Source organism: Pseudomonas sp. R4-34-07 (genome assembly GCF_003852375.1).
Taxonomy (GTDB): domain Bacteria; phylum Pseudomonadota; class Gammaproteobacteria; order Pseudomonadales; family Pseudomonadaceae; genus Aquipseudomonas.
Genome location: NZ_CP027760.1, coordinates 3,121,605 through 3,147,119, shown reverse-complemented (window position 1 = coordinate 3,147,119; position 25,515 = coordinate 3,121,605). Strand labels below are relative to the sequence as shown.

Below are 25,515 nucleotides of genomic sequence, written 5' to 3'. Positions count from 1 at the left end.
CTCAAACCCTGGGTCTGAGCGGCATGCCCTGCCTGGAACGCCCATTATGAAGCGAGAACACGTCAAAGCCCGCCATGCTGAAGGTCAGATCACGGCGACCCACGTCATCCAGAACCCCGCCGACCTGGGCGAGTGGATCGTCTTTTTCAAGAAGAATGACGGCCGCAGTTACTTCCTGGTGGACGATCAGGATGAGGTCGAGTCATTTCCGCGCCTGGATGACTTGATCGACATCTTGCGCAGCCTGGGGATCAAGTTCGCCGAGGTTCACCTGTAGCGCTACGGCTTACTTGCACACCACCACTACGCTGCGACTTTTGAAATTGCCCACGTCCTTGCCCAGGGTCTGTTCGCTTTCCTTGAGTGACGGGGTGCCGTCCGTGCCGACGATACGGTAGCCGGTGCCTGCGCACGAGGCGTCAGCTTTCTCATAGCAACTGGCCCATGAGTTGGCTTCGCCCGAGCAGTCGATGGTCAAGCCTTGTTCACCATTTTTCAGATAAGTGTCCGACGTGGTGGTGCAGCCGGCCAGCGCCAATACCGCAGTGAGTGCCAGGATTTTGTTCATAGAGAATCGTCTTCGAAGGTGTTGAGGGGAGCGCTGACACTATTGTGGGGCGTTGGCGGAAGATTATAGCGAACTGCCATCTAGGTACAGCCAAACACAAAAAAGCCCCGCTTGGCAGGGCTTTTGATGCAAGGCAGCGCGGCTTATTTGCCTTTTGGCCGCTTGCTCGACGCATGACCTGCTTCATCGACGAACACTTCGGCAACCGCAATCGCCATGCTTTCGGTCTCGAAAACGCCTGCGACGCTGTCGCCATGGAAGTTGATCAGGTGCCAGCCGTCCGCACGTTGGGTGATCAGGTAGCCGTTTACGCCTTTTGGTTCTGACATCTAATTAGCAATCTCGTAAGCTGATTCAAGGGTGCAATGATAGCCGCAAATACGCGGGGTTTGCCCAAGTAATTCAAGCCCGGTGCCCGGTGCCGAAAAGCGTGCTACAAAGGGTGCAGCCTCTGGAAACATCAACACCCAGGCGCCGGTCCGTCTGCCTGTTGAAAGATCAGCGGAACTTACGCCGACATATTTTCTCTATGATGACATCGCGGCGCCAGCAGGACCCATTGTAAGGTGACTGCGGCCTGATTAGACTGCGCCGAATTCCGTACGCACAGCCCTCTGTAAGGACTCATATGATCAAGAAATGCTTGTTCCCAGCAGCCGGTTACGGCACTCGCTTCCTGCCAGCGACCAAAGCCATGCCCAAAGAGATGCTGCCGGTGGTGAACAAGCCACTGATTCAGTACGGCGTCGAAGAGGCACTGGATGCCGGCTTGAATGAAATCTCCATCGTGACCGGCCGTGGCAAGCGCGCGCTGGAAGACCACTTCGACATCAGCTATGAGCTGGAAAACCAGATCAAGGGCACCGACAAAGAAAAATACCTGGTCGGTATCCGCAAGCTGCTCGACGAATGCTCGTTCTCCTACACCCGTCAGACCCAGATGAAAGGCCTCGGCCACGCCATTCTCACCGGTCGCCCGCTGATCGGTGATGAACCGTTCGCCGTGGTACTGGCCGATGACCTGTGCGTGAACCTGGAAGGCGACGGCGTGCTGACCCAGATGGTCAAGCTCTACCAGAAATACCGCTGCACCATCGTCGCGGTAATGGAAGTGGACCCATCGCAAACCAACAAGTACGGCGTCATCGCCGGTGACGACATTGGTGATGGCCTGATCCGCGTACGTGACATGGTCGAGAAGCCAGCCCCTGAAGATGCCCCATCGAACCTGGCCATTATCGGTCGCTACATCCTGACGCCGGACATCTTCAAGTTGATTGAAGAAACCGAGCCGGGCAAAGGCGGCGAGATTCAAATCACCGACGCCCTGATGAAGCAAGCCAAAGACGGTTGCGTCATCGCCTACAAATTCAAAGGCCAGCGTTTCGACTGCGGTGGTGCTGAAGGCTACATCGAAGCGACCAACTTCTGCTTCGAGCACTTCTACAAGACTGGCAAGGCTTACTGATTCACGTCAGCCAACCGGTTTCAAGAGAAAGCCACCTCCGGGTGGCTTTTTCGTTTTTCAGCCCCATGTAAGTCGGTATGCTGATGGCCTGCCGAGGAGAATGAAATGGCCTACGATTTTGACCTGTATGTAATTGGCGCCGGTTCCGGCGGTGTTCGCGCGGCGCGCTTTGCCGCCGGCTTTGGCGCCAAGGTGGCCGTGGCGGAAAGTCGCTACCTGGGCGGTACCTGTGTGAATGTGGGCTGCGTGCCGAAGAAGCTGTTGGTGTACGGCGCGCACTTTGCCGAAGACTTCGAACAGGCCAGCGGTTTTGGCTGGTCGTTGGGTGAAGCGAACTTTGACTGGGCGACCCTGATCGCCAACAAAGATCGCGAGATCAACCGTCTCAACGGCATCTACCGCAATTTGCTGGTCAACAGCGGTGTAACCCTGCACGAAGGGCATGCGCGCCTGGTTGATCCCCATCAGGTGGAAATCAACGGCGAGCGCTTCACCGCCAAGCATATCCTGATCGCCACGGGCGGCTGGCCGCAGATCCCCGAGATACCAGGGCGCGAGCATGCCATTGGCTCCAACGAGGCGTTCTTTCTTAAAGAGCTGCCAAAGCGCGTATTGGTGGTGGGTGGTGGTTATATCGCCGTTGAGTTCGCAGGCATTTTCCATGGTCTGGGCGCACGGACCTCGTTGTTGTACCGCGGCGACCTGTTCCTGCGCGGGTTCGATGGCGCGGTGCGCAAGCATTTGCAGGAAGAGCTGACCAAGCGCGGTCTAGACCTGCAATTCAATGCCGATATCGAGCGCATCGACAAGCAAGCCGATGGCAGTCTCAAGGCCACATTGAAAGACGGTCGCGTGCTGGAAGCCGATTGCGTGTTCTACGCCACCGGCCGCCGGCCGATGCTGGACAACCTGGGCCTGGAGAACACCGGTGTCACACTCGATGAGCGTGGCTTTGTCAGCGTGGACGAGCTGTATCAGACCGCCGAGCCGTCGATCCTGGCCATCGGTGATGTGATCGGCCGCGTGCAGTTGACCCCGGTCGCCCTGGCCGAAGGCATGGCGGTGGCGCGTCGCCTGTTCAAGCCCGAGCAATACCGCGCGGTGGATTACGCAATGATCCCGACGGCCGTGTTCAGCCTGCCGAATATCGGTACGGTGGGCCTCACGGAAGAGGAGGCGAAGAAGAACGGCCACAAGGTGCAGATCTTCGAAAGCCGTTTCCGGCCCATGAAGCTGACCCTGACGGACTGTCAGGAAAAGACCCTGATGAAGCTGGTGGTCGACGCCGACACCGACAAAGTGCTGGGCTGCCACATGGTCGGGCCCGACGCCGGCGAAATCGTCCAGGGCCTGGCGATCGCGCTCAAGGCCGGCGCGACCAAGCAGCATTTCGACGAGACCATTGGCGTGCATCCGACGGCGGCGGAAGAGTTCGTCACCATGCGCACGCCCGTGGCAGGCTGATCAGGGCTCGGGCGTTGCCTCTGGCGTCGTTGCAACGACGGCGGCCAGGCGCAACGCTTCAATGCTGGCCTGGGCCTTGATCAGGTCCAGTTCCAGCGCCTTGTTGGCCTGTTGATGTTCAGTCAGCGCGTCCTTTCGTGACTGACTTTCCAGCAGCGCAACCCGCAGGCGCTCTTGAAGCAGCGTGCGCTCGCTGTCGACCTGGCTAATCCTCTCGTTCAATTCGAGCCGCAACGCCTGGTCTTTGCGCACCTGCTCCTGCAGTGCGCTCAGCTCCTTGGCAGTCACCCGATGCTCGATCAACAAGCGCTCGTTGTCTCGATGCAACTGGGTGATTTCATCCTGACGTACCAGGGCACTCTGCTGGACCTGGCGCAGTTCGGCCTGTATCTGCTGCAACTGGCCTTCATGGCGACGCTGCTCCTGCTCACGCTGCTCCTTGACGGCATTGCGGTAGTGCTCAAGCGCATCGCGGGCGTGGAGGTGCTTGTCTTCCAGGGAGCGAATCTGCTCGTCCTTGTCGTTGATCCTCAGTTCGTAATCGCTGCACGCCTGGCTTAGCCCGGCATTACGCGTTTGCTCGGTTTGCAGGCTGGTGCTGGCGGTGTGCAGGGCGGCGCTTTCCTCGGCGAGGGCGGCGGCCTGGATATCAAACTGCTGTTGCAACTGGTGATGGGCCTCCTGCAGCGCTTCAAGCTGAGTGAGGAGGGCGCTTTTCTGCTGCTCGAACTGCGCCAAGGCGAGGTCGATGGGCTCCTGGGCTTTCTCTTTCAGACGCTGTGCGAGCCGCGCCACCAATTCACCCAGCTCGTCGTCGATAGGCGCTTCGGTGATGGTTTGCCGGGTTTCGCTTTCGTCCAGCTCCTTCAAATAGCGATGGATCGTGGTTTTCGAGCCGGTATTGCCCATCTCGATGCGTACGGCGTCGATGCTGGGGTGTTCACCGCGGGCGAGGATTGCCAGGCGTGCCGTTTGAACTACTGCTTTGTTTATGCCACCGCGTGCCATGGGGTCTCCGTCGATTTCGTACTGTGGTACATGATATGTATATACATACTTTATCACGACTGAAAAACTCTTTAAATTCATTATTTAACAGATGGGATATTGGCGTATTATCCCGTGTCATTAGCGTTTCCAGCGTCGATCCAGGCGTTCGCAGTACGAATGGGCCCTGCCATGAGTGATCTCGACCGTTACCTCAATGCCGCTACCCGCGATAACACCCGCCGTAGCTACCGCGCGGCCATCGAGCATTTCGAAGTCAGTTGGGGTGGGTTCCTGCCGGCCACCAGCGACAGCGTGGCGCGCTATCTGGTGGCGCATGCGGGCGTGCTGGCCGTGAACACCTTGAAGTTGCGGCTCTCGGCTTTGGCGCAATGGCATACCAGCCAGGGGTTTGCCGACCCGACCAAAGCGCCAGTGGTGCGCAAGGTGCTCAAGGGCATCCGCGCCGTGCACCCGGCGCAGGAGCGGCAAGCGCAGCCATTGCAGCTCACGCATCTGGAGCAGGTGGTTGCATCGCTTGAAAATGAGGCCAGGCAATCCGCTGAAAACCAGGATCAGCCCGGGTTACTGCGTGCCAAGCGCGACACGGCGCTGATCCTGTTGGGGTTCTGGCGCGGCTTTCGCAGCGATGAGTTGTGTCGCTTGAACATCGAGCATGTCCAGGCAGTGCCTGGGGCCGGCATCAGCCTGTACTTGCCGCGCAGCAAAAGTGACCGCGATAACCTCGGCAAGACCTACCACACCCCCGCGCTGTTGCGCTTGTGCCCGGTACAGGCCTATAGCGAATGGCTCAGTGCCTCGGCATTGGTACGTGGCCCGGTGTTTCGCGGGATCGATCGCTGGGGCAATCTGGGGGAGGAGGGGCTGCACCCCAACAGCGTGATCCCCTTATTGCGTCAAGCCCTGGAGCGCGCAGGCATCCCCGCCGAGCAGTACACGAGCCACTCCCTGCGACGTGGCTTCGCTACCTGGGCCCACCGCAGCGGCTGGGACTTGAAGTCATTGATGAGCTACGTCGGCTGGAGCGACATGAAATCGGCCATGCGCTATGTTGAAGCGACGCCCTTTCTCGGCATGACCCTGGCGACTCAACCGCTGCTGTGAGATTTCTTCTATTAATACAGCCGCCTGATAGGAAAAACCAATCGTCAGCATCAGGTTTGCCAATGAGCCATCGTCGGCCGGAGTGGGTAGGATTCACCTCATCAACTTCTTAACCCCTGACGGAGAGTCAACGATGCCTATCATCAACAGCCAAGTAAAACCGTTTAAAGCCACCGCTTTCAAAAACGGCAGCTTCGTCGATGTGACCGACGCTGACCTGAAAGGCAAGTGGTCCGTAGTGTTCTTCTACCCAGCCGACTTCACCTTCGTTTGCCCGACTGAACTGGAAGACCTGGCTGACAACTACGCCGAATTCCAGAAACTGGGCGTCGAAATCTACAGCGTGTCCACCGACACCCACTTTGCCCACGCTGCCTGGCACAACACCTCGCCAGCCATCGGCAAGATCCAGTACACCATGATCGGCGACCCAACCCTGACCATCTCCCGCAACTTCGACGTGCTGATCGAAGAAGCTGGCCTGGCAGACCGCGGTACCTTCGTGATCAACCCGGAAGGCCAGATCAAGATCGTTGAACTGAACGACGGCGGTGTTGGCCGTGACGCTTCCGAGCTGCTGCGCAAGATCAAGGCCGCTCAGTATGTCGCTGCCCACCCAGGCGAAGTGTGCCCAGCCAAGTGGAAAGAAGGCGAGGCCACCCTGGCTCCGTCCCTGGACCTGGTCGGCAAGATCTAAGTCTGTGAAGTCCCAAGGGCGGGTATCCGCACCTACCCAGTAAGCTGCAACCGCCCTCAAAAAACGCCCGGGCGAGATTCGTTCGGGCGTTTTTTTATACCCAGAATTAAAGGAAATCGCCCGTATGTTGGACGCCAATCTTAAAGCTCAGTTGAAATCTTACCTGGAGCGGGTCACCCAGCCGATCGAGATCGTCGCCTCCCTCGACGACGGTGCGAAATCCCAGGAAATGCTCGCTCTTTTGCAAGACGTAGCCAGCCTCACTACGCTGATTACCCTGAACACCGATGGCAACGATGCGCGCAAGCCGTCGTTTTCCATCAATCGCCCGGGTGCCGATATCAGCCTGCGTTTCGCCGGCATCCCCATGGGCCATGAATTTACTTCGCTGGTGTTGGCCCTGCTGCAAGTCGGCGGCCACCCGTCGAAGGCCAGTGTCGAAGTGATCGAACAGATCCGCGCGTTGAAAGGTGAGTTCAGCTTCGAGACGTACTTCTCGCTGTCGTGCCAGAACTGCCCGGACGTGGTGCAGGCGCTGAACCTGATGGCCGTGCTCAACCCCAACATCCGCCATGTGGCCATCGACGGCGCGCTGTTCCAGGCCGAAGTCGATGAGCGTCAGATCATGGCAGTGCCCAGTGTCTACCTCAACGGTGTGAACTTCGGCCAGGGCCGCATGGGCCTGGAAGAAATCCTCGCCAAGCTCGACACCAGCGGTATTGAAAAAGCGGCCGAGAAAATCAGTGCCAAGGATGCTTTTGATGTACTGGTCGTCGGCGGTGGCCCGGCGGGCTCGTCGGCCGCGATCTACGCTGCGCGCAAAGGCATCCGTACCGGCGTGGCCGCCGAGCGTTTTGGTGGCCAGGTGCTGGACACCATGTCCATCGAGAACTTTATCTCGGTCCAGGAAACCGAAGGCCCGAAGCTGGCCAGTGCCCTGGAAGCCCACGTGCGTCAGTACGACATCGACATCATGAACCTGCAGCGTGCCAGCAGCCTGGTACCCGCGAAGAATGCCGGTGAGTTGCACGAAATTCGCTTCGAAAGCGGCGCGACGCTCAAGTCCAAGACCGTGATCCTGGCCACCGGTGCGCGCTGGCGTGAAATGGGTGTGCCGGGCGAGCAGGAATACAAGGCCAAGGGCGTGTGCTTCTGCCCGCACTGCGATGGCCCGCTGTTCAAGGGCAAGCGCGTGGCGGTGATCGGTGGCGGTAACTCCGGCGTCGAAGCGGCCATCGACCTGGCCGGCATTGTCAGCCACGTCACGCTGCTCGAGTTCGACAACAAGCTGCGCGCCGATGCGGTATTGCAACGCAAGCTGCACAGCCTGCCGAACGTAGATGTGATCACCAGCGCATTGACCAGTGAAGTCAAGGGCGATGGCCAGAAAGTCACCGGTCTTGCCTACAAGGACCGCGACAGTGGCGAGTTCAAGACCATCGACCTGGAAGGCATTTTCGTGCAGATCGGTCTGCTGCCTAACACCGACTGGCTCAAAGGCACCGTGGAACTGACGCCACGCGGCGAGATCATCGTCGATGCGCGTGGCGAGACCTCATTGCCGGGTGTATTCGCCGCCGGTGATGTGACGACCGTGCCGTATAAGCAGATCGTCATCGCGGTAGGTGAGGGCGCCAAGGCTTCCCTTAGCGCGTTCGACCATCTGATCCGCACGTCCGCGCCGGCGTAAAAACAGCGCGCAAATAAAAAACCCCATGAGCGATCATGGGGTTTTTGTTTTACAGCGGTGCTGGCTGAATGATCTCAACCCAGTAGGCGTCCGGGTCCTTGATGAAGGCCAGGCTTTTCATGCGGCCATCGCTCAGGCGCTTCTGGAAATCGCAGCCCAGGGCTTCGAAGCGTTCGCAGGCCGCGACGATATCCGGCACCGAGATGCAAATATGGCCAAAGCCACGCGGGTCGGTGTTGCCGTTATGGTAGGCGAAGTCGGCGTCGTTTTCGGTGCCGTGGTTGTGGGTCAGTTCCAGAATGCCTGGGATCGACTTCATCCACTGGGTGCGCTCGGCAGCGTCAGCCGGGATCTGTGCCTTGTCCACCAGGGCCAGGAAATACAGGCTGAATTCGGCCTCCGGGAAATCGCGTTTTTCAACCAGGGAAAACCCCAGGACGCGGGTGTAGAAATCCAGCGACTTGGTGATGTCCTTGACCCGCAACATTGTGTGGTTGAACACGAAGTTCGTGGTGGCGGTATCCGGTTGGGCAGTGACGCCGGGAAAGGTGTTCAGTTCGTGCAGGCTCATGGGCCCTCCAGAAAAAATGGGGCAAAGCGGTCCCTTGGCTTGCGGCAAGCATCCGTGCAGCCGAGCCATGATACGCAAGGCCTGCCGATCGCGCCAAATGAAAAAGCTCACGCGGCCCTTGCGAGGGGCGGGGCTCGGGCCGCAAACTTTGGTGCTGGAACCTTGGATGCTTTTGGCAATGATCGAGTTTCGTAAACCGTTATTGGCTACGTTGTGCTTAGTGTTGGGCAGCCCGTTCGTACTGGCGGCCGAGCCGGAAATTCATTGGCCCAGCGGCTGGCAGGTCGAGGAAGTTGAACCCGATGGCAACGCAGCCGGGGGGACCCAGGCCGTGTCGCGACAGCGCGCGATCAAAAATGATGAACATGGCAAGACCTTGATGGTGATGGAGTTGACCGGTACGCCGATCGAGGTTGGGCATAACGTCAATCTTCAAGGCGTTTTGCTGGAAATGCGTAAATCCATCCAGAAAGATTTTGCCCAGGGCGGTTATCAAAGCGTGTGCACCAAAATGCACCCCGCTACATTGAGCCGTCTTGAGGCGCTGGAAACTACCTGTGTGATTACCGAGAACGGTCGACATGTGCTGTCGCAAACACTAGTGGGGGCAGTGGATGCCGATAAAGCCTACGTATTTTCATATGCGGGCCAGGCGCAAGCGTACGAGGCCAGCAAAGATGAGGTCAGTTCGGTGCGTGATAGCCTCAAACTTTGAATGGTTCTAGGCGAACGAATGTGAACTTAAGTTAGTTTCGTTTGTGAACCTATAAACGAAAAGCCCCGCGTAAGCGGGGCTTTCTGTTAGTGCATGTTAATCAACCGCGAAGCCAAGAGTCTACAGTGGCTGCGCCGTGCTCTTCTTTCCAGGCTTTAAGGCCGCGGTGGTTGCCGCCTTTGGTCTCGATCAGCTCGCCGGTATGCGGGTTCTGGTAAACCTTGACCACACGTGCGCGGCGCTGTTTCGGCGCACGAACGGCTGCAGCAGCCGATTTGCCCGGGTTTGGATCAAGGATGGCGATCACATCGCGCAGGCTCTTGTCATAACTGCTCATCAGCTTTGTAAGTTTTTCTTCGAATTCGATTTCTTTCTTCAGCCCGGCGTCGTTCTTCAGCGATTCCAGCTGGGCGAGCTGCTCTTGAAGGGCTTTTTCTGCTGCGCGAAATTCGGCGAGTCTGGACAAAATCTGTACTCCAATAGTGTAGTTAGCTGATAGCTACTGCGAAGAAAGCCTTAAGCCAAGAGGATTAAGCTAACTCAACGAAAACACCTGCGTGAGTGTATCGCCGGCACGAAAAATTGTAGTGGTTAATTCACTTCGAGTAAATCATGTCTTTGTCTAAATAAGATTGTTTCATCTAAAGTCGATGGCTATTCAATGGCGGGTCAACGCCTTAATGAATTCATCGCAAGGTACCGGGCGGCCGAACAGGTAACCTTGCAAAAAGTCCACGCCTTTTGCAACAAGGTAATCACACTGCTGCGCTGTTTCCACACCCTCGGCCACTATACCCAGGTCCAGCTTGGCGGACAGTTCTATGATGCTGTCGAGAATATGCCGGGAGAGCGCATCCGCTCCGATCATGGCGACGAAGCTTTGATCGATCTTCAAGTAATCCACATTGAAGTTGCGCAAGTAACCCAGGCTTGAATGCCCGGTGCCGAAGTCGTCGATTGCGATCATCACGCCCAACTGGTGCAGAGCGTCGAACAGGCGGCGCGTGATGTCGGTGGGTTCGATCAGCTCGCGCTCGGTCAATTCCAGGACCAGGGTGACCTGGCCGGGCGGGAAGGCCGCGAGGAACTGCCGGCAATCATCCACCAGATCCAGATCGTGGCAATGGCGTGCGGTGATGTTCACGCCGATATGGAAACCCGGGCTGAAGTGCTCGGCATGCGGCGCCAATTGCGCGGCGGTCTGGCGGAGCAGGGCGCGGGTCATCGGCACGATCAGTCCGCAGTGTTCGGCCAGGGGGATAAACAGGTCCGGCCGCACCAGCCCCTCTTTAGGATGCTTCCAGCGCATCAGCACTTCGCAGCCGGCCCATTGGCGAGTGTCGCCGCGCACCACCGGCTGGAAATAGGGAATGAACTCGTTGGCGCCCAGGGCCCGTTGCAACTCGTGGGTAGGCGCCGAAGAGCGCTTCTGCAGCCAATGGGCCAGGACGCCGGCCAGCACCCCAAAAAACACCACCAGACTGAACACCGCCGGGTAACGCGCCTGCATATAACGCCACACCTCGCCGTCGGGCATGCCCACGTCAACGCTGTACGGATAGCGGTTGGAGGCCAAAAAGTGCTGGGCCACGGCAAACCTCGGCGGTGTGCTGGTATGCACCTTGCCCTCGGCGTCCAGCCAATGGGGGCCTACTTTCAGCACCAGGAAGGCATAGCGGCTGATCAGGCGCAGGGCATTGGTGAGGTGATAGCCGTCAATCGAGGCGAACGCGGCTCGATCACCGTCGACCAACCGGTAAACCAGCAGCGCGGTATCCGGCGTGACGGGGTTACCGTTCATCAACCACAAACTGCCGTCAACGTAGTCGTCCGGGTTGACCGGCGACTCATAACCGCTGCCAAACAACGAACTGCAATAAATGTTTCTCTGCCAGGACAGGGTGGTGGCACGCACGAACGGCCGACGAGTGACCTGCTCACGCAGTGCCAGCTTCGCGGCCTTATCACACGGCAAGCCGGCCAGTGGTAACAGCGCTTGGGCGGCGGCGGCGGTGTTGTCGAGCATCAAGTCGAACTGACGCACGGCTTCCTGCGCCGTTTGAGCGGTGCTTTGCTCAAGCGTGCGCTCGGCCTGCCAATAAAGAATCACCACCCCAAGCAAAACGGGAAGCAGGCCGCAGACTGCGCTGAACACATAGCGGGCGACTCGGTTTCGTGGGCCTTGGGAGGTCAGGGGCATACAGGGGCAGCCATGCAGAAAAGGGGAGACTATGCCGATGATAGATGGCATTGCCACATGGTGCTCGGCAAAACGTAACGCCTTATCTGCGCAATAAACTCCTTGCGCACAGCAAGGCAATGGAGATTTGATAAGAGTACGGACAAATACGGTTACGCTGTGTAGAATCGATTTACGCATACAAGAATATGGACTTGCGCTCACGCAAGCCTCGCCGTCAGAGACTGATGACACCATGAAGCAACTCGGTTCGCCCCTCATCTTTGGTGACTTCCTCGCCCGCAGCGTGCGAGGCCTTTCCTGTGCGCCACCCGCTGACCTCATCCTTGCCCGCAAATAACCATATAGCTAGTAAATAACTAGCTGTTACCCCAAGCATGATGAGGCACCGAACATGACCGACCAATACGAAAACCCGATGGGCCTGATGGGCTTTGAGTTCATTGAATTCGCCTCGCCGACCCCGGGCACCCTGGAGCCGATCTTCGAGATCATGGGCTTCACCAAGGTGGCAACCCACCGTTCCAAGAACGTGCACCTGTTCCGCCAGGGCGAGATCAACCTGATCCTCAATAATGAGCCCAACAGCCTTGCCTCGTACTTCGCCGCCGAGCATGGGCCGTCGGTGTGCGGCATGGCGTTTCGCGTGAAGAACTCGCAGGAAGCCTACAAGCGCGCCCTGGAACTCGGGGCCCAGCCGATTCATATCGACACCGGCCCGATGGAATTGAACCTGCCAGCGATCAAAGGCATCGGCGGGGCGCCGCTGTACCTGATCGACCGTTTTGGCGAAGGCAGCTCGATCTATGACATCGACTTCGTCTACCTCGAAGGCGTAGACCGTAACCCGCAGGGCGCCGGCCTGAAGGTCATCGACCACCTGACCCACAACGTCTACCGCGGCCGCATGGCTTACTGGGCCAACTTCTACGAGAAGCTGTTCAACTTCCGTGAAGCGCGCTACTTCGATATCAAGGGCGAATACACCGGCCTGACGTCCAAGGCCATGAGCGCGCCGGATGGCATGATCCGCATCCCGTTGAACGAAGAGTCCTCCAAGGGCGCCGGCCAGATCGAAGAGTTCCTGATGCAGTTCAACGGCGAGGGCATCCAGCACGTGGCGTTCCTCACCGACGACCTGGTCAAGACCTGGGACGCGCTGAAGAAGATCGGCATGCGTTTCATGACCGCGCCGCCGGACACCTACTACGAGATGCTCGAAGGCCGCCTGCCGAACCACGGCGAACCGGTGGACCAACTGCAGGCGCGCGGCATTTTGCTCGATGGCTCCTCGATCGAGGGCGACAAGCGCCTGCTGCTGCAGATCTTCTCGGAAACCCTGATGGGCCCGGTGTTCTTCGAATTCATTCAGCGTAAAGGCGACGATGGCTTCGGCGAGGGCAACTTCAAGGCGTTGTTCGAGTCCATCGAGCGTGATCAGGTACGTCGCGGTGTGTTAACCGCTGACTAAGCAATAATCCCTGACACAACAGCGATCAAATGTGGGAGGGGGCTTGCCCCCGATGACGGTGGCTCAGTCACATATGCGCTGACTGACACTGCCTTATCGGGGGCAAGCCCCCTCCCACATTTTTGACCGAGTCAAGCCTTGCGCTGACGCACCAAGTGCTTGAATCCTTCATACACCAGCACCATCACCGCCAGCCAGATCGGGATATAAGTCAGCCATTGCCCGCCCTTGATGCCTTCACCCAGCAGTAGCGCGACTGCCAGCAACAACACCGGTTCCACATAACTGAGCAGGCCGAACAGGCTGAAGGCCAGCAAACGGCTGGCGATGATATAGCTCACCAGCGCCGAAGCACTGATCACGCCCAGCATCGGAATCAACGCGTAGAGCTTGGGCTGTGCATCCAGTACCGCAAAGCCCTGTTCGCCGCTTTGCACGAACCACCAGGCCACCGGCAGCATCAACGCCATGTCCAGCCACAGGCCGCCCAGATGGTCGGTGGTCAGGTATTTACGCACCACGAAATACACGGGGTAACCGATGATCACTACCAGGGTCGCCCAGGAAAAACCGCCGGCCTGGTACAGCTCGTTGAGCACACCCAATGCGGCAAATACCACGGCGATCTGCTGCAAGCGCGACAACTGTTCGCCGTAGACCAGGCGCCCGGTCAACACCATGGTCAGCGGTAACAGAAAATACCCCACCGACACATCCAGGCTGCGGCCATTAAGCGGTGCCCACATGAACAGCCATAACTGCACGCCGAGCAACGCGGACGACACCAGCACGCCGCCGATCAAGCGCGGCCTGGCCGCGAGCAGACGCAGCAACTCCCACACCCGCCGCCATTCGCCGCTGACTACCATGAATACGGTCATGCAGGGCACGGTCAGCAACATGCGCCAGCCGAAAATTTCCAGGCCACTCAACGGTGTGAGCAGGGACGTGAAGTAATACATCACGGCGAACAACACCGAGGCCAATACCGATAACGCAACACCTTTAGACACGCTGTCCTCGCGAAAGCCGATTCAGATCCAATTCCAGCAGAGGATTATGGTGCCTTTAGCGTCAAAGCGCTGCGCTGTTTCGGGGCGGGCTTGCGTAAATTTTCGTGTAATGCGCGGTTCGAACGCGTTTTCGTGGTCAGCGAGAACGCGTCATCGCAACTAACGCGTCACTCGGCCCGACACGAAATGCCCGACGTCATTGAAGCCCGGCGTGGACGAATGCCCCGGCGTCACCAGTGAGTCGACGAACGCCTCATCCTGCGCCGTGATCTCTACCGCCAATGCCCCGGTGTACGCATCCCATTGTGCCTCGGTGCGCGGGCCGACAATCGCCGAACTCACTGCCGCGTTGTTCAGCACCCAGGCGATCGCGAACTCGACCATGCCCACGCCACGGCCCTGGGTGTATTGCTGGATCTGCTGGGCGATGCGCAGCGATTCCACGCGCCATTCGGTTTCCAGGATGCGTTTGTCCTGGCGTGCCGCGCGGCTGCCCGGTTCAGGCGCCAGGTCGGGGGCGTACTTACCGCTGAGCACGCCACGCGCCAATGGGCTGTACGGCACCACGCCCAGTCCATAGGCGGCCGCGGCGGTGATCTGCTCGACTTCGGCCTGGCGATTGACGATGTTGTACAACGGCTGACTGATGATGGGCCTGTCAACGCCCAGGCGTTCGGCCACGCGAATGACCTCGGCGATACGCCAGCCACGATAGTTGGATAACCCCCAGTAGCGTACTTTGCCCTGGCGAATCAAGTCACCGATCGCCGATACCGTGACTTCCAGCGGCGTGTCGTGGTCCTCGCGGTGCAGGTAGTAGATGTCCAGGTAGTCGGTGTCCAAGCGCGTCAGGCTGGCCTCCAGCGCGTTGAACAGGCGTTTGCGGCTCAGCCCATTGCGGTTGGGCACGCCATCCGCCGGGCCGAAGCCGACCTTCGACGCCACCACCCAGTCCTGGCGGTTGCGCGCGATGGCCTCGCCGACGATCTCCTCGGAGCGCCCGCCGGTGTAGACGTCGGCGGTGTCGATAAAGTTGATGCCTTGATCCCAGGCCTTGTCGATGATGCGCAGCGAGTCTTCGGTGCTGGTCTGTTCGCCAAACATCATGGTGCCCAGCGTCAGTGCGCTGACCTTCAACCCGGACTGGCCCAATGTGCGGTAAATCATGCAAAGCTCCTCATGGCAGGCAAACGTGGCTCATGCAATACCAGACACCAACGCTCTGGAACAAGCCCTGTGCGTATTTCTTCACGCGCTCAGCAACGTCTGGCAGCGCTCCTGTAAAAAACGCTGCAGCACCTTCACCCGTTCCGATACCTGCAGACGATGGGGGCACATCAGGTTGAATGGCGCAGGTTCGCCTTGCCATCCATCAAACAATGCCACCAGCCGGCCGGCGGCAAGGTCGCCCACTACATCCAGCTGGGCTTTATAGGCGATGCCGTGGCCGGCCAGCGCCCAACGGCGCACGACCTCGCCGTCGTCGCTGAGAAAGTCGCCGCTGACCTCGACCTCTTCCACCTGCGTGCCCTGGCGAAAGCGCCAGGTCTTGCTGACTTGACCTTGGCGCATGTAACGCAACGCGCTGTGCCCTGACAGTTGCGTTGGATGTTGCGGTGCGCCATGGCTCGCCAGGTAGGCGGGGCTTGCACAGGCAACGCGATAGTGGTCGGGGACGATGGGCAACGCGACTAGGCTGGAATCCTGCGGCACGCCAAAACGCAGGGCGATGTCGACCGTTTCGCGAAACAGGTCGGCGTTGCTGTCGTTGAGCATCAATTGCAGGCGGATGTTCGGATGTTCGGCCTTGAAGGCGTCCAGCCAACCCAGCACCACATTACGCCCGAAATCCGACGGTGCCGCCACTTGCAGCAAACCGGTCAGGCCCTGGCTTTGCTGCTTGAGCGCCTGTTCACCCTCGCTCAATGCCGCCAGCGCAACGCGTACGCTGTCCAGATAGCGCCGGCCTTCCTCGGTCAGCCGCATGCTGCGGGTAGAACGGGCGAACAAGCGCAGGCCCAGGCGCGTCTCCAGGCGCTTGAGGGCGATACTGGCCGCTGCCGGGGTCAGGCCAAGCCCGCGTGCCGCAGCAGACAGGCTGCCCACATCGGCGGTGCGCACGAACACTTCGAGGTCCAGGATCGAACTCATTTGTAAAATTCCTTTAAAGATCTTGTCGTTTTACCGGGATTTCTCTCCGATTACCAAGCGTGGAAGATGAACGCTCACTTTCTCACCCAGGAAACCTTCCATGACGACGTCTCTCAACGGCAAAACCATCATTGTGATCGGTGGCAGCAGCGGCATCGGCGCAGCCGTCGCCAAGGCCGCGGCAGAGCGCGGTGCAAACGTGGTGGTGGCGGGGCGCCGCCTGACCTCGGCGCTGCACGACGGCATCCGCAGCGAGCCGGTGGATGTCAGCGACAGCGCATCCTTGCAACGCCTGTTCGAAGCAGTGGGGCGCTTTGATCATCTGGTTTACACATCAGGCCCTTCGGTCAACGCCAAAACCCTGATCGACACCGACCTGGACGAAGCCCAGGCCAACTTCAATGTGAAACTCTGGGGCGCGTTGCGTGCGATTCAACAGGCACTGCCGTTTCTGCATGAGCACGGCAGCATCAGCCTGACCTCCGGCCAGTTGGGGCGCAAATGGGTTGCGGGACAGTTCATCAAGGTCGGCATCAACGCCGCCACCGAAGCGCTGGGCAAGCAGCTGGCCAAGGAACTGGCGCCGCGTCGCGTCAACGTGATCAGCCCCGGCGTGATCGACACACCGGCTTATGCCGGGCTTGGTGAAGAGCAGCGCCTGGCGATGTTCGCCAAGGCCGGTGGAGCCTTGCCGGTTGGGCGCATCGGGCAGGCGCAGGAAGTGGCGGCAGGGTATGTGCTGGCGATGGAGAACGGCTATATGACTGGCGCCGTGATCGATATCGACGGCGGCGGCCTGCTGTAACACTACCCGATTGTAGGGAGGGCGCTCCCTCCCTACAGCAACCCGCTCACCAGGGGCGCTTTACACCTTCAAGGTGCGTGTCATGCGCAACGCCAACACACTGCCGGCGACGATGACCGCTGCCAGCAAGTACAGCGCCACATCCGTGGACCCCGTCGCATCCTTCACGAACCCGACGATGTAGGGGCTGAGAAACCCGGCCATCTGGCCCATGGAGTTGATCAACGCCAGCCCACCCGCCGCCGCGCCCGCGCTGAGCATGGCGGTGGGCACCGGCCAGAACATCGGCAGGCCGGTGAGGGCGCCCATGGTGGCGATGGTCAGGCCGAGAATGGCGATAGCCGGGGTGGTAGCGAAATTCACCGCGATCACCAGGCCAATTGCGCCCATCAGCATCGGCACCACCAAGTGCCACCGGCGTTCCGTGCGCAAGTCTGCGGAACGGCCCACCAGCAACATGAAGACTGCGGCCAGCAGGTAGGGGATCGCACTGAGCCAGCCGATCACCAGGTTATCGCTGAACCCCAGGTTCTTGATGATCGACGGCAGCCAGAAGTTGATCGCGTAGACGCCGCTCTGGATGCAGAAGTAGATCAGGCCGAACGCCCAGATCGCCGGGTTCTTGAACACCTCGGCCAGGGAGTCGGTGGTGGTCTTCGGTTTGTTCGCAAGATCGGTGGCCTGGTCGGCTTCCAGTACCGCGCGTTCGTGGGGCTTGAGCCACTTGGCGTGGGCGAAGCTGTCACTGAGCAGGAAGTAGGCGAGGGCGCCGAGGATCACCGTGGGAATGCCTTGCAACAGGAACATCCACTGCCAACCGGCGAGGCCGCCTTGACCTGCCGCAAAGTGGTTGAGAATCCAGCCGGAGAACGGGCTGCCGAGCAGGCCGGAGACCGGAATCGCGGACATGAACAGCGCCATGATCCGGCCTCGGCGAAACGTCGGGAACCACTGCGAGAGGTACAGCACCACACCGGGAAAGAAACCCGCCTCGGCGGCACCGGTGAACAGGCGCAAGGTGTAGAAATGCGTCGGGGTGGTCACGAACAGCAGGCAGGTGGACAAGGTGCCCCACACGATCATCATCAGCGCTATCCAGCGCCTTGGCCCGAACCGGGTCAGCGCCAGGTTGCTCGGCACGCCACACAGCACGTAGCCGATAAAGAAGATCCCGGCACCCAGGCCGTACACGGTTTCACTGAATTTCAACGCGTCGAGCATCTGCAACTTGGCAAAGCCAACGTTCACCCGGTCAAGGTAGTTGAACAGGTAGCAGATAAAGATGAAGGGAATCAGGCGCAGGGTAACGCGCTTGTAGATGGCGTTTTTATCGTCATCGGTGGCCAGTGCTGCTGCGGCGCTCTGTGACATGGCGAGTCTCTCTTTATTATGATTTTTAGCGATGCGAGGGTAACGTTGATCGCCCAAACAGTCTCGGCGACGCGATGGGCAACTGTCTTTGTGCTTGCGCACAGCCAGGCCCGCTTTGCGCTGTGCCGGTGACCAACCCGCTTTGGAAGGAAAATTGCCCCATGTTCGAGCTGGATCATGAGCTGGCACAGGATATCGTCGACCGCACCATGGCGATCCTGCCCTACAACGTCAACGTCATGGACAGCCAGGGCCTGATCCTCGGCAGCGGCGAGCCGGAACGCATTAACACCCGCCACGAAGGTGCCCAACTGGTGCTGGCGAACGGGCGCGTGGTGGAAATCGACGGGCAGACCGCCAAGCACCTCAAGGGCGTGCTGCCCGGCATCAACTTGCCGCTGATGCATGACCAACGCCTGATCGGTGTGCTGGGTATCACCGGTGAACCGCAAGGCCTGCGCACCTACGCCGAACTGGTGCGCATGACCGCCGAGATGCTGGTCAGCCACCGGCACCAGCAGGCCGAGCAGCAGTGGCGGCGCCAGCGTTGTGATGACCTGCTGGCATTGCTGCTGGCCGATACCGGTGACTCGCCGCGCCTGGTCGACGAAGCGCAACAACTGGGCCTCAAGCCGCAACTGGCGCGTACGCCTTACCTGTTCGAACTGGGCGCGGGGCAGTCGGCCGAAGCCTTGAGTGCCTGGCTGACGTCGCGTTACTCGGACAGCTGGTGCGTGAGTTCAGCGCCGTTGTCCCTGTTGTGGTGCCGCCCCGCGGCGGTGCAGATCGATAACCTACGCCTGCTGGAAAAGCTCGACGGCCTGGGCTGGGCTGTCCTGCGGGTCGCCGTAGGCGGGCAGGCGCAGGATTTGGCCGGGTTGCGCCGGTGCTATCGCCGTGTCAGTGATTTGCTGGCGTACGGTCGCGATATCCTGCCGCATTCACGGCTGTTGATCCTCAACCGCTATCGTCTGCCGGTCATGCTCTGGCGCCATCGCAACGACGACGCCCTGGATGAATTGCTCAACCCGCTGCGCAAAGTCCTCGCCAAGGACAACAATGGTCAACTGCTGGCCACGCTGCGCGCATGGTGCGACCACGACGGACAAAGCCAGGCCTGTGCCGATGCCCTGGGGATTCACCGCAATAGCCTGCGCTACCGCATGGAACGGATTGCCGAACTGAGCGGCGTCGACCCGCTGACCCTGGATGGCATGCTGGCGCTGTACCTGGGCGTGCAACTGTTGCCCCAGGCTTTGTAAAAATGAACAACAAACCTCAGCCGCACTTGTGCATTGGACCGGCGTCATTGGCGGTGCCAACTGGCAGCATGGGCGCTATAAAAAACGGAGAACGCCCATGAAAATCATCATCGCCCCTGACTCGTTCAAGGACAGCCTGAGTGCCGAAGGGGTCGCCCAGGCGATTGCGCAAGGGTTGGCTCAGGTCTGGCCTGACGCACAGCTGGTGCAATGCCCGATGGCGGACGGCGGTGAGGGGACGGTCGAAGCAGTGCTCGCCGCGTGTAACGGCCAATTGCGCAGCCAGGCCGTGCGCGGGCCAATGGGCGCTACGGTGCAGGCGCATTGGGGCTGGTTGGCCGACAGCCACACCGCGATCATCGAAATGGCTGAGGCCAGTGGCCTGCAGTTGGTTGCACCGGGCCAGCGCGATGCCTGCTCCAGCAGCACGTATGGCACTGGCGAGCTGATCCGCGCCGCGCTCGACCTGGGCGCCCGGCGCATTATCCTGGCGATCGGCGGCAGTGCCACCAACGATGGCGGCGCAGGCGCGATGCAAGCGCTCGGCGTGCAGTTGCTCGACGCCCAGGACCAGCCCTTGGCACCCGGTGGCTTGGCGTTGAGCGGCCTGGCGCGTATCAGCCTGGAAAACCTCGACCCGCGCCTGGCGCGGGTCTGCTTCGAAATCGCGGCGGATGTGAACAACCCGCTGTGCGGTCCCCATGGCGCCTCGGCGATTTTCGGCCCGCAAAAGGGCGCCAACCCCGAACAGGTGCAGCAGTTGGATGCCGCCCTTGGTCATTTTGCCGACCACTGCGCCAGGGTGCTGGCCCAGGACGTGCGTGACGAACCCGGCAGCGGCGCGGCAGGCGGCTTGGGGTTCGCCGCCAAGGCATTCCTCGGCGCGCAATTTCGCGCCGGCGTTGAAGTGGTGGCCGAGCTGGTTGGCCTCGACGCCGTGGTGCGTGGCGCCGACCTGGTCATCACCGGCGAAGGCCGCTTCGATGCCCAGACCCTGCGCGGGAAAACCCCGTTTGGCGTGGCGCGTATTGCCCGGCAACACAATGTCCCGGTGATCGTGATCGCCGGAACCCTGGGCGATGGCTACGAGCAGATGTACGCCCACGGCGTGGATGCCGCCTTTGCGCTGCCCTCGGGGCCGATGAGTCTTGCCCAGGCATGCAGCGAGGCGCCGCACTTGTTGCGTGAGCGAGCCTCGGATATTGCGCGGGTGTGGCGCTTGGCACGGCCTGTCGCTTAAATGCCTTTTGTGGGAGCGAGGCGGGCGGCTAGCCCTTGCTCGCGAAGAACCCCGGGCCTCCGCGTTTATTCAGAATGAACGCGTTGCCTGGAGGTTTTTCGCGAGCAAGGGCTAGCCGCCCGCCTCGCTCCTACAGGTCAGCGTGTTTACCGTAGGCTGCTACAACGTCGCGTAGATGCCTATGCCCTACACTAGACGGCCACTTGTCTTTCAAAGGATGAAATACGATGCACACCCCCGAACCCCATATCGTGATCCAGCGTTTCACCGAGGCCCATCTTGAGGGTGTCGCTGCGCTCTATAACGAACCGGCGGTATGCCGTCAGGTGCTGCAAATGCCTTTTCAGTCAGTGGAAGCGTGGCGCAAGCGCCTGGTAATGGATAACGAACGCCGTTTGCAACTGGTGGCGGTGCACGGCGGCGAAGTGATTGGTCAATTGGGGTTGGAACAGTACCTGCGCGTGCGCCAGGCGCATGTGGGGTCGCTCGGCATGGGGGTGGCGACGGCCTGGCAGGGTAAGGGCGTGGGTTCGAAGTTGCTGGCGGCCGCGCTGGATGTGGCTGACAACTGGATGAACCTGCATCGCGTAGAACTCACGGTGTACGCCGACAACGAGGCGGCGCACAACCTGTACCGCAAATTCGGCTTCGAGGTCGAAGGCTGTTTGCGCGATTACGCCCTGCGTGACGGTGTGTTCGTCGACACCTTGAGCATGGCGCGCCTGCGCACGCCGGTTTAGTCCTCCAGTGCAAACGCCACCGCAGCCCGCGCATGCAGCTCGGTGGTGTCCAGCAGCGGCAGGTCGCAGTGCTCGGGCTTGATCAGCAGGCTGATTTCCGTACAGCCGAGGATCACCGCCTGGGCGCCGCGCGCGGCCAGGGATTCGATCACCCGCTGGTAGACGGCGCGTGATTCGGCGCTGATCACCCCCACACATAACTCTTCATAGATGATCCGGTGCACCGCTTTGCGTTCGTCCGCATCCGGCACCAGCACGGTCAGGCCCTGTGCGGCCAGGCGGGACTTGAGGAAGTCCTGTTCCATGGTGAATGCAGTGCCGAGCAATCCTACGGTCAAGGTACCCGCCTGTACGGCGGCAGCGCCCGCCGCATCGGCGATATGCAGGAAGGGAATCGACACCGCCGCCTCGATACGCGGCGCCACCCGGTGCATGGTGTTGGTACACAGCACCACACACTCGGCGCCCCCGGCCTGCAAACGGCGCGCGGCGTCTTCCAGGATCAGCGCGGTATCGTCCCAGCGCCCGGCGTGCTGGGCCTGTTCCACCGGGCCGAAGTCCACGCTGTACATCAACAGTTGCGCCGAACGCAGCGGGCCGAGCCGGTCGCGTACTTGCTGGTTGATGATGCGGTAATACTCGGCGCTGGACTCCCAGCTCATGCCGCCGATAAGGCCGATGGTGCGCATGCGATGCTCCGGGCAGGGAATGTGGATTCCACCATACTCACCGAAGGCGCATTAGTCATGTGCAGTTGCCGGCCAATCCACCAGTGCAGTTCATGCAATGTTGATGACCGGTCACTGCTCACGATGGCGATAGACCTTTTCCTACGCTCCAGAGCTGCCTTTACTAGATGAATAGTCAGACTCCCCTCACACCCTGATGGGGTTGGTTTTCTGTAAGGTCGTTCTTAATGAAAGTTCATTCAAGAGGAGTTCATCATGGCACCGCCACACTGCGAGGACGACCCCGGCCCCAGCCACAGAGATCACCCACCGCCGCCCCTTATCATCCCCGAGATTCAGTTTCCTTTCGCCGGTCCGCCGCCACGCTCCGACAGCGAGCAGTTGCGCGCGCATGCCCTCGCCTGGGCGCAGCGATACGGCTTGATCGGCCGCCGTGGTGCGCATCGATTGAGTACCACGGCGCTGCTCGACCTGGGGCTGGCGTTATGCGGCAGGGCGCCCACGCACCGGGCCGAGATCCTGGTGTGCTGGTACCTGTGGGCGCTCACGCTGGATGACCGTATCGACGATGGGCCCTGGGCGGAAAACGGAGCATTGGAAGGTTTCATCACCTCGGTGCAGGCGCTGACCGAAAGCAGCGGCGCTGCTCCCTCAGGCCAAGGCAGACGGTTCGAGGACCCGATGCTAGCCGTTCTGGTCGATGATCTTTGGCCGCGGACCCGGAGCTGGGGCGACGACCGTTGGCGGGCCCGGCTGGTGCGACATCTGATGCAGCATTTGCGTGCGCAGGCAACGCTGGTGCACGTGCGGGAAACCGACACGGCGCTCACATTGGCCGACTATCTGCCGTTGCGCCGGGATTCGTTCGGCGCACTGTTCTTCTTTGATCTCATCGATGGGGCCGAAACGCTCGATCCGTACGAGCCTCCAACGGACGCTCATAGGTGGAACGGGATGCGTGAGCACGCTGCCGATATCATCGCCTGGACCAACGATATCCATTCGATTGCCAAGGATGTGGTGTGTGGTGAGCGTTTCAACCTGGTGTCGGTACTCGCGGCCTGCGCTGGCATGGATTGGCCCGCCGCGATCGAATCCGCCCATCAAATGATAAACACGGCAGTGGCGCAGTTCACGGCGCTCGCTGCCGAGCCTGCGGGCCACCCGCCGAGCGCGGCGACGGACCCGGACCGGCTGCGTCAGGTTGTGCGGGCGGCAGGCGACTGGCACCGCAGCGTCTCTCGTTATCTGCTGCATGCCGCCGACTCTGCGGCCCGGAACGATCAGCCAGTGGACCTGAAACTTATCCCTCCGACGCTCAAATCCCGGCAGTTCGAAATCGACCCATACCCGTTATATGAGCAATTGCGTACCACGCTGCCGATCGCTTACGACGAGCCCACCGATGTGTGGCTGGTCAGCCGGCATGTGGACGTCAAAGCCGCCCTGACTCATCCGGGTGCAAGCAACAATAACTACAGTTGGCAGATCGGACCGCTGCTGGGCCACACCATCGTCACGATGGACGGATGTGAACACGCCCAGCACCGCGCGTTGCTCAGCCCTGCGTTTCGTGGCAAGGCCCTCGCGGCGCTCGAAGCTTCCATCATCGCGGTGACCACAGAGTTGCTGGCGCACATGCACGGTCGCCCCCAGGTTGACCTGATCGCCGATTTCACCGCGGCGCTGCCGGTACGGGTGATGGCGCATGCACTGGGGCTGCCGGCGCAAACCTGCGCAGAGGTGGAGCGGCTGAAGCGGTGGTGCGCCATCGGCTTCGCGTATATGGGCAACTATCGACAGGACCCGGCGCTGCTGACCGGTGGATTATCCAACCGAGACAGTTTCTATGACTTTATTCAGCCCCACATTGACGCTCGACGCGCCGAACCCACGGACGACTTGATCTCGCAGCTCCTGGCGGCACGGATTGACGGCCAGCCATTGTCCGAGACCTTCGTGCGCGCTTACTGCGCGATCCTGATGACGGCGGGTAGCGAAACCAGCCACGGCGCGCTGGCGAACCTGATTGTGAATCTGCTGAGCGAACCGGGCGTCAAAGACGCGGTGATCGCTGATCCAGAGCTGATGGATAACGCCCTCGCCGAAACCCTGCGGCGCAACCCGCCGTTGCAGCTCGTACTCCGGGAGGCCCGTGAACCGCTGCAACTGCCTTCGGGCACGATTCCGGCTGGCGCAACAATGGCCTGTCTGATTGGTTCGGCCAACCGTGATCCGGACCACTTCAGCGACCCGGACACGTTTGATCTGTCGCGCAGCGAACAGGCTACCAGCCATTTCGCCTTCGGCGCAGGCCGCCACTTCTGCCTGGGCTCCATGCTGGCGCGGTTGGAAATCACGCTCGGCGCTCGCCTGCTGCTGCAGACCTTTCCAAACGTGCGCTGGGCTCCGGGTTTCAAGCCCATTGAGCGCGGGTTCCTCAATCGCTGCCCTGATCGACTGGAGGTTGTACTGTGACCCTTACCGTCAACCTCGACGAACCCGGCTACACCAGCAGCTTTCTCGCTGACCAGCACGCTGGCCAACTGGCACGGCTGCGCACCCTGGAACGTGTCTTTGACCCGTTGAGCCAAGAGGTTTTTGATCAGTTGGTGCTTGCCGACAAGCCTGCCATCCTTGATCTAGGCGCCGGGGCCGGATCGCTCGCCGGCTGGCTGAGCCAGCGATATCCCCAAGCGAGCGTCACCGCCACGGATATCGACACCCGGTTCCTTACCGATATCCTCGGTATCCGGGTGCTTACCCACAATGCCGCGACCGATGATTTTCCTGTTGCCTCCTTTGACGTGGTACATGCCAGGGCGCTGCTGTGTCACCTCGGCGAGCGTGAGGACCTATTGACGCGAGCCATCACTTGGCTGCGCCCGGGAGGCTGGTTGGTGATCGAGGACGTGAGCCTGCAGCCGAGCCTGAGCGCCGCGAACCCGTTGTTCCGAAAAGTGGCCCAGGCCGGGATTACCCTGCTGGAGCAGACCGTTGGCTCCGACATGCTTTGGGCCGCTACGCTCCCGGATCGGTTGCGTGATCGAGGGCTTGCCAATTTAGGGCATCGCACCCTTGAAGGTCGTATCGGCGATAACAGCCCCGCCGACACCTTTTGGGCCGCAACCACGGCACAGGCCGGGCCAGCGTTGCTCAAACGCGGGCTACTCGAACAGGACGACCTGGATGGCATGACCCGGCTACGGGCCGATCCCGCGTTCACTGCCGCAGCGTTGACCCTGGTCAGCGCGTGGGGACAGGTTGTCTAACAGGAGCAAGGCGCCG

General features: G+C 60.5%; 25 protein-coding genes. 14 read left to right on the top strand and 11 right to left on the bottom strand.

The window, feature by feature from the left end; genetic code table 11:
* Nucleotides 1-46 precede the first annotated feature (46 nt).
* On the top strand, nt 47-277 hold the full coding sequence (locus C4J85_RS14340) for a hypothetical protein (RefSeq protein WP_124367139.1): 231 nt from the start codon (nt 47-49) through the stop codon (nt 275-277).
* A 9-nt stretch (nt 278-286) separates the two neighbouring features.
* Here the strand turns inward: C4J85_RS14340 and C4J85_RS14335 are convergent, their stop codons facing one another.
* Nucleotides 287-568: a hypothetical protein gene (locus C4J85_RS14335; protein WP_124362970.1), complete on the bottom strand. Its 282-nt coding sequence runs from the start codon at nt 566-568 to the stop codon at nt 287-289.
* 143 nt (nt 569-711) lie between these two features.
* Nucleotides 712-897 (bottom strand): hypothetical protein, encoded by a 186-nt coding sequence (locus C4J85_RS14330; RefSeq protein ID WP_003173828.1) that lies wholly within the window; start codon nt 895-897, stop codon nt 712-714.
* 299 nt (nt 898-1,196) lie between these two features.
* On the opposite strand from C4J85_RS14330, the gene galU reads away from it, so the two are divergent.
* Nucleotides 1,197-2,036: a UTP--glucose-1-phosphate uridylyltransferase GalU gene (gene galU / locus C4J85_RS14325; RefSeq protein WP_043049885.1), complete on the top strand. Its 840-nt coding sequence runs from the start codon at nt 1,197-1,199 to the stop codon at nt 2,034-2,036.
* Between the two features lie 105 nt (nt 2,037-2,141).
* The gene (gene gorA, locus C4J85_RS14320) at nt 2,142-3,500 is read left to right on the top strand and encodes a glutathione-disulfide reductase (protein WP_124409990.1); all 1,359 of its coding nucleotides are present in this window, start codon (nt 2,142-2,144) and stop codon (nt 3,498-3,500) included.
* Here the strand turns inward: gorA and C4J85_RS14315 are convergent, their stop codons facing one another.
* A complete protein-coding gene (locus tag C4J85_RS14315; RefSeq protein WP_124409989.1) occupies nt 3,501-4,508 on the bottom strand; it encodes a DNA-binding protein in 1,008 nt (335 codons plus the stop codon).
* Nucleotides 4,509-4,679: 171 nt separating this feature from the next.
* On the opposite strand from C4J85_RS14315, the gene C4J85_RS14310 reads away from it, so the two are divergent.
* The 3 genes from C4J85_RS14310 (at nt 4,680) to ahpF (ending at nt 7,999) form a co-directional block, all read left to right on the top strand.
* Nucleotides 4,680-5,612 carry a site-specific integrase gene (locus C4J85_RS14310; RefSeq protein WP_124409988.1) on the top strand — a complete coding sequence of 311 codons (933 nt, stop codon included), beginning with the start codon at nt 4,680-4,682 and terminating at the stop codon, nt 5,610-5,612.
* A gap of 133 nt (nt 5,613-5,745) precedes the next feature.
* Nucleotides 5,746-6,309, top strand: a complete 564-nt coding sequence (gene ahpC, locus C4J85_RS14305) for an alkyl hydroperoxide reductase subunit C (protein WP_003191303.1) — start codon at nt 5,746-5,748, stop codon at nt 6,307-6,309.
* 124 nt (nt 6,310-6,433) lie between these two features.
* Entirely contained in the window at nt 6,434-7,999 is a 1,566-nt protein-coding gene (ahpF, locus tag C4J85_RS14300) for an alkyl hydroperoxide reductase subunit F (RefSeq protein ID WP_124409987.1), read from the top strand.
* Between the two features lie 49 nt (nt 8,000-8,048).
* Here ahpF and gloA read toward each other — a convergent pair whose 3' ends face one another.
* Nucleotides 8,049-8,570, bottom strand: a complete 522-nt coding sequence (gloA, locus tag C4J85_RS14295; protein WP_124362964.1) for a lactoylglutathione lyase — start codon at nt 8,568-8,570, stop codon at nt 8,049-8,051.
* A gap of 178 nt (nt 8,571-8,748) precedes the next feature.
* On the opposite strand from gloA, the gene C4J85_RS14290 reads away from it, so the two are divergent.
* A complete protein-coding gene (locus C4J85_RS14290; RefSeq protein ID WP_124411191.1) occupies nt 8,749-9,285 on the top strand; it encodes a DUF4946 domain-containing protein in 537 nt (178 codons plus the stop codon).
* A gap of 100 nt (nt 9,286-9,385) precedes the next feature.
* Here the strand turns inward: C4J85_RS14290 and C4J85_RS14285 are convergent, their stop codons facing one another.
* Entirely contained in the window at nt 9,386-9,751 is a 366-nt protein-coding gene (locus C4J85_RS14285) for a histone-like nucleoid-structuring protein, MvaT/MvaU family (protein WP_124362963.1), read from the bottom strand.
* Between the two features lie 192 nt (nt 9,752-9,943).
* A complete protein-coding gene (locus C4J85_RS14280) occupies nt 9,944-11,485 on the bottom strand; it encodes an EAL domain-containing protein (RefSeq protein WP_124409986.1) in 1,542 nt (513 codons plus the stop codon).
* 394 nt (nt 11,486-11,879) lie between these two features.
* Here C4J85_RS14280 and hppD point away from each other — a divergent pair, with 394 nt between their 5' ends.
* A complete protein-coding gene (gene hppD / locus C4J85_RS14275; protein ID WP_124370790.1) occupies nt 11,880-12,956 on the top strand; it encodes a 4-hydroxyphenylpyruvate dioxygenase in 1,077 nt (358 codons plus the stop codon).
* Between the two features lie 131 nt (nt 12,957-13,087).
* Here the strand turns inward: hppD and rarD are convergent, their stop codons facing one another.
* From rarD to C4J85_RS14260, 3 genes are all read right to left on the bottom strand, one after another.
* Nucleotides 13,088-13,969, bottom strand: coding sequence for an EamA family transporter RarD (gene rarD, locus C4J85_RS14270; RefSeq protein ID WP_124362960.1), 882 nt, complete (start codon nt 13,967-13,969; stop codon nt 13,088-13,090).
* A 159-nt stretch (nt 13,970-14,128) separates the two neighbouring features.
* Nucleotides 14,129-15,136 (bottom strand): aldo/keto reductase, encoded by a 1,008-nt coding sequence (locus tag C4J85_RS14265; protein WP_124409985.1) that lies wholly within the window; start codon nt 15,134-15,136, stop codon nt 14,129-14,131.
* An 81-nt stretch (nt 15,137-15,217) separates the two neighbouring features.
* On the bottom strand, nt 15,218-16,120 hold the full coding sequence (locus C4J85_RS14260; RefSeq protein WP_124409984.1) for a LysR family transcriptional regulator: 903 nt from the start codon (nt 16,118-16,120) through the stop codon (nt 15,218-15,220).
* Nucleotides 16,121-16,220: 100 nt separating this feature from the next.
* Here C4J85_RS14260 and C4J85_RS14255 point away from each other — a divergent pair, with 100 nt between their 5' ends.
* Complete coding sequence (locus tag C4J85_RS14255; protein WP_124409983.1) at nt 16,221-16,925, top strand: SDR family oxidoreductase; 705 nt, start codon at nt 16,221-16,223, stop codon at nt 16,923-16,925.
* A 60-nt stretch (nt 16,926-16,985) separates the two neighbouring features.
* Here the strand turns inward: C4J85_RS14255 and C4J85_RS14250 are convergent, their stop codons facing one another.
* Nucleotides 16,986-18,296 carry an MFS transporter gene (locus tag C4J85_RS14250; RefSeq protein ID WP_124409982.1) on the bottom strand — a complete coding sequence of 437 codons (1,311 nt, stop codon included), beginning with the start codon at nt 18,294-18,296 and terminating at the stop codon, nt 16,986-16,988.
* 161 nt (nt 18,297-18,457) lie between these two features.
* On the opposite strand from C4J85_RS14250, the gene C4J85_RS14245 reads away from it, so the two are divergent.
* The 3 genes from C4J85_RS14245 to C4J85_RS14235 all read left to right on the top strand — a co-directional run bounded on the left by C4J85_RS14245 (nt 18,458) and on the right by C4J85_RS14235 (nt 21,538).
* Complete coding sequence (locus tag C4J85_RS14245) at nt 18,458-19,558, top strand: sugar diacid recognition domain-containing protein (RefSeq protein WP_124409981.1); 1,101 nt, start codon at nt 18,458-18,460, stop codon at nt 19,556-19,558.
* 97 nt (nt 19,559-19,655) lie between these two features.
* Nucleotides 19,656-20,798, top strand: a complete 1,143-nt coding sequence (locus C4J85_RS14240; protein WP_124409980.1) for a glycerate kinase — start codon at nt 19,656-19,658, stop codon at nt 20,796-20,798.
* A gap of 227 nt (nt 20,799-21,025) precedes the next feature.
* Nucleotides 21,026-21,538: a GNAT family N-acetyltransferase gene (locus C4J85_RS14235; protein ID WP_124409979.1), complete on the top strand. Its 513-nt coding sequence runs from the start codon at nt 21,026-21,028 to the stop codon at nt 21,536-21,538.
* Here C4J85_RS14235 and C4J85_RS14230 read toward each other — a convergent pair.
* Nucleotides 21,535-22,227, bottom strand: a complete 693-nt coding sequence (locus C4J85_RS14230) for an aspartate/glutamate racemase family protein (protein WP_124409978.1) — start codon at nt 22,225-22,227, stop codon at nt 21,535-21,537. The two genes, C4J85_RS14235 and C4J85_RS14230, sit on opposite strands and share 4 nt — an antisense overlap.
* Nucleotides 22,228-22,482: 255 nt before the next feature.
* On the opposite strand from C4J85_RS14230, the gene C4J85_RS14225 reads away from it, so the two are divergent.
* Nucleotides 22,483-24,705, top strand: a complete 2,223-nt coding sequence (locus tag C4J85_RS14225) for a cytochrome P450 (RefSeq protein ID WP_124409977.1) — start codon at nt 22,483-22,485, stop codon at nt 24,703-24,705.
* Nucleotides 24,702-25,499, top strand: a complete 798-nt coding sequence (locus tag C4J85_RS14220) for a trans-aconitate 2-methyltransferase (protein WP_124409976.1) — start codon at nt 24,702-24,704, stop codon at nt 25,497-25,499. Before C4J85_RS14225 ends, C4J85_RS14220 begins: the two co-directional genes overlap by 4 nt.
* Nucleotides 25,500-25,515: the final 16 nt, after the last annotated feature.

Excerpts from the sequence above, each read along its gene's own strand:
- C4J85_RS14315 (WP_124409989.1), bottom strand. The coding sequence starts at position 4,508 with ATGGCACGCGGTGGCATAAACAAAGCAGTAGTTCAAACGGCACGCCTG.
- C4J85_RS14250 (WP_124409982.1), bottom strand. The coding sequence starts at position 18,296 with ATGTCACAGAGCGCCGCAGCAGCACTGGCCACCGATGACGATAAAAAC.
- hppD (WP_124370790.1), top strand. The coding sequence starts at position 11,880 with ATGACCGACCAATACGAAAACCCGATGGGCCTGATGGGCTTTGAGTTC.
- galU (WP_043049885.1), top strand. The coding sequence starts at position 1,197 with ATGATCAAGAAATGCTTGTTCCCAGCAGCCGGTTACGGCACTCGCTTC.
- gloA (WP_124362964.1), bottom strand. The coding sequence starts at position 8,570 with ATGAGCCTGCACGAACTGAACACCTTTCCCGGCGTCACTGCCCAACCG.
- C4J85_RS14230 (WP_124409978.1), bottom strand. The coding sequence starts at position 22,227 with ATGCGCACCATCGGCCTTATCGGCGGCATGAGCTGGGAGTCCAGCGCC.
- C4J85_RS14290 (WP_124411191.1), top strand. The coding sequence starts at position 8,749 with ATGATCGAGTTTCGTAAACCGTTATTGGCTACGTTGTGCTTAGTGTTG.
- C4J85_RS14245 (WP_124409981.1), top strand. The coding sequence starts at position 18,458 with ATGTTCGAGCTGGATCATGAGCTGGCACAGGATATCGTCGACCGCACC.
- gorA (WP_124409990.1), top strand. The coding sequence starts at position 2,142 with ATGGCCTACGATTTTGACCTGTATGTAATTGGCGCCGGTTCCGGCGGT.
- C4J85_RS14240 (WP_124409980.1), top strand. The coding sequence starts at position 19,656 with ATGAAAATCATCATCGCCCCTGACTCGTTCAAGGACAGCCTGAGTGCC.
- C4J85_RS14260 (WP_124409984.1), bottom strand. The coding sequence starts at position 16,120 with ATGAGTTCGATCCTGGACCTCGAAGTGTTCGTGCGCACCGCCGATGTG.
- C4J85_RS14310 (WP_124409988.1), top strand. The coding sequence starts at position 4,680 with ATGAGTGATCTCGACCGTTACCTCAATGCCGCTACCCGCGATAACACC.
- C4J85_RS14235 (WP_124409979.1), top strand. The coding sequence starts at position 21,026 with ATGCACACCCCCGAACCCCATATCGTGATCCAGCGTTTCACCGAGGCC.
- C4J85_RS14335 (WP_124362970.1), bottom strand. The coding sequence starts at position 568 with ATGAACAAAATCCTGGCACTCACTGCGGTATTGGCGCTGGCCGGCTGC.
- C4J85_RS14225 (WP_124409977.1), top strand. The coding sequence starts at position 22,483 with ATGGCACCGCCACACTGCGAGGACGACCCCGGCCCCAGCCACAGAGAT.
- ahpF (WP_124409987.1), top strand. The coding sequence starts at position 6,434 with ATGTTGGACGCCAATCTTAAAGCTCAGTTGAAATCTTACCTGGAGCGG.
- C4J85_RS14330 (WP_003173828.1), bottom strand. The coding sequence starts at position 897 with ATGTCAGAACCAAAAGGCGTAAACGGCTACCTGATCACCCAACGTGCG.
- C4J85_RS14340 (WP_124367139.1), top strand. The coding sequence starts at position 47 with ATGAAGCGAGAACACGTCAAAGCCCGCCATGCTGAAGGTCAGATCACG.
- ahpC (WP_003191303.1), top strand. The coding sequence starts at position 5,746 with ATGCCTATCATCAACAGCCAAGTAAAACCGTTTAAAGCCACCGCTTTC.
- C4J85_RS14280 (WP_124409986.1), bottom strand. The coding sequence starts at position 11,485 with ATGCCCCTGACCTCCCAAGGCCCACGAAACCGAGTCGCCCGCTATGTG.
- C4J85_RS14265 (WP_124409985.1), bottom strand. The coding sequence starts at position 15,136 with ATGATTTACCGCACATTGGGCCAGTCCGGGTTGAAGGTCAGCGCACTG.
- C4J85_RS14255 (WP_124409983.1), top strand. The coding sequence starts at position 16,221 with ATGACGACGTCTCTCAACGGCAAAACCATCATTGTGATCGGTGGCAGC.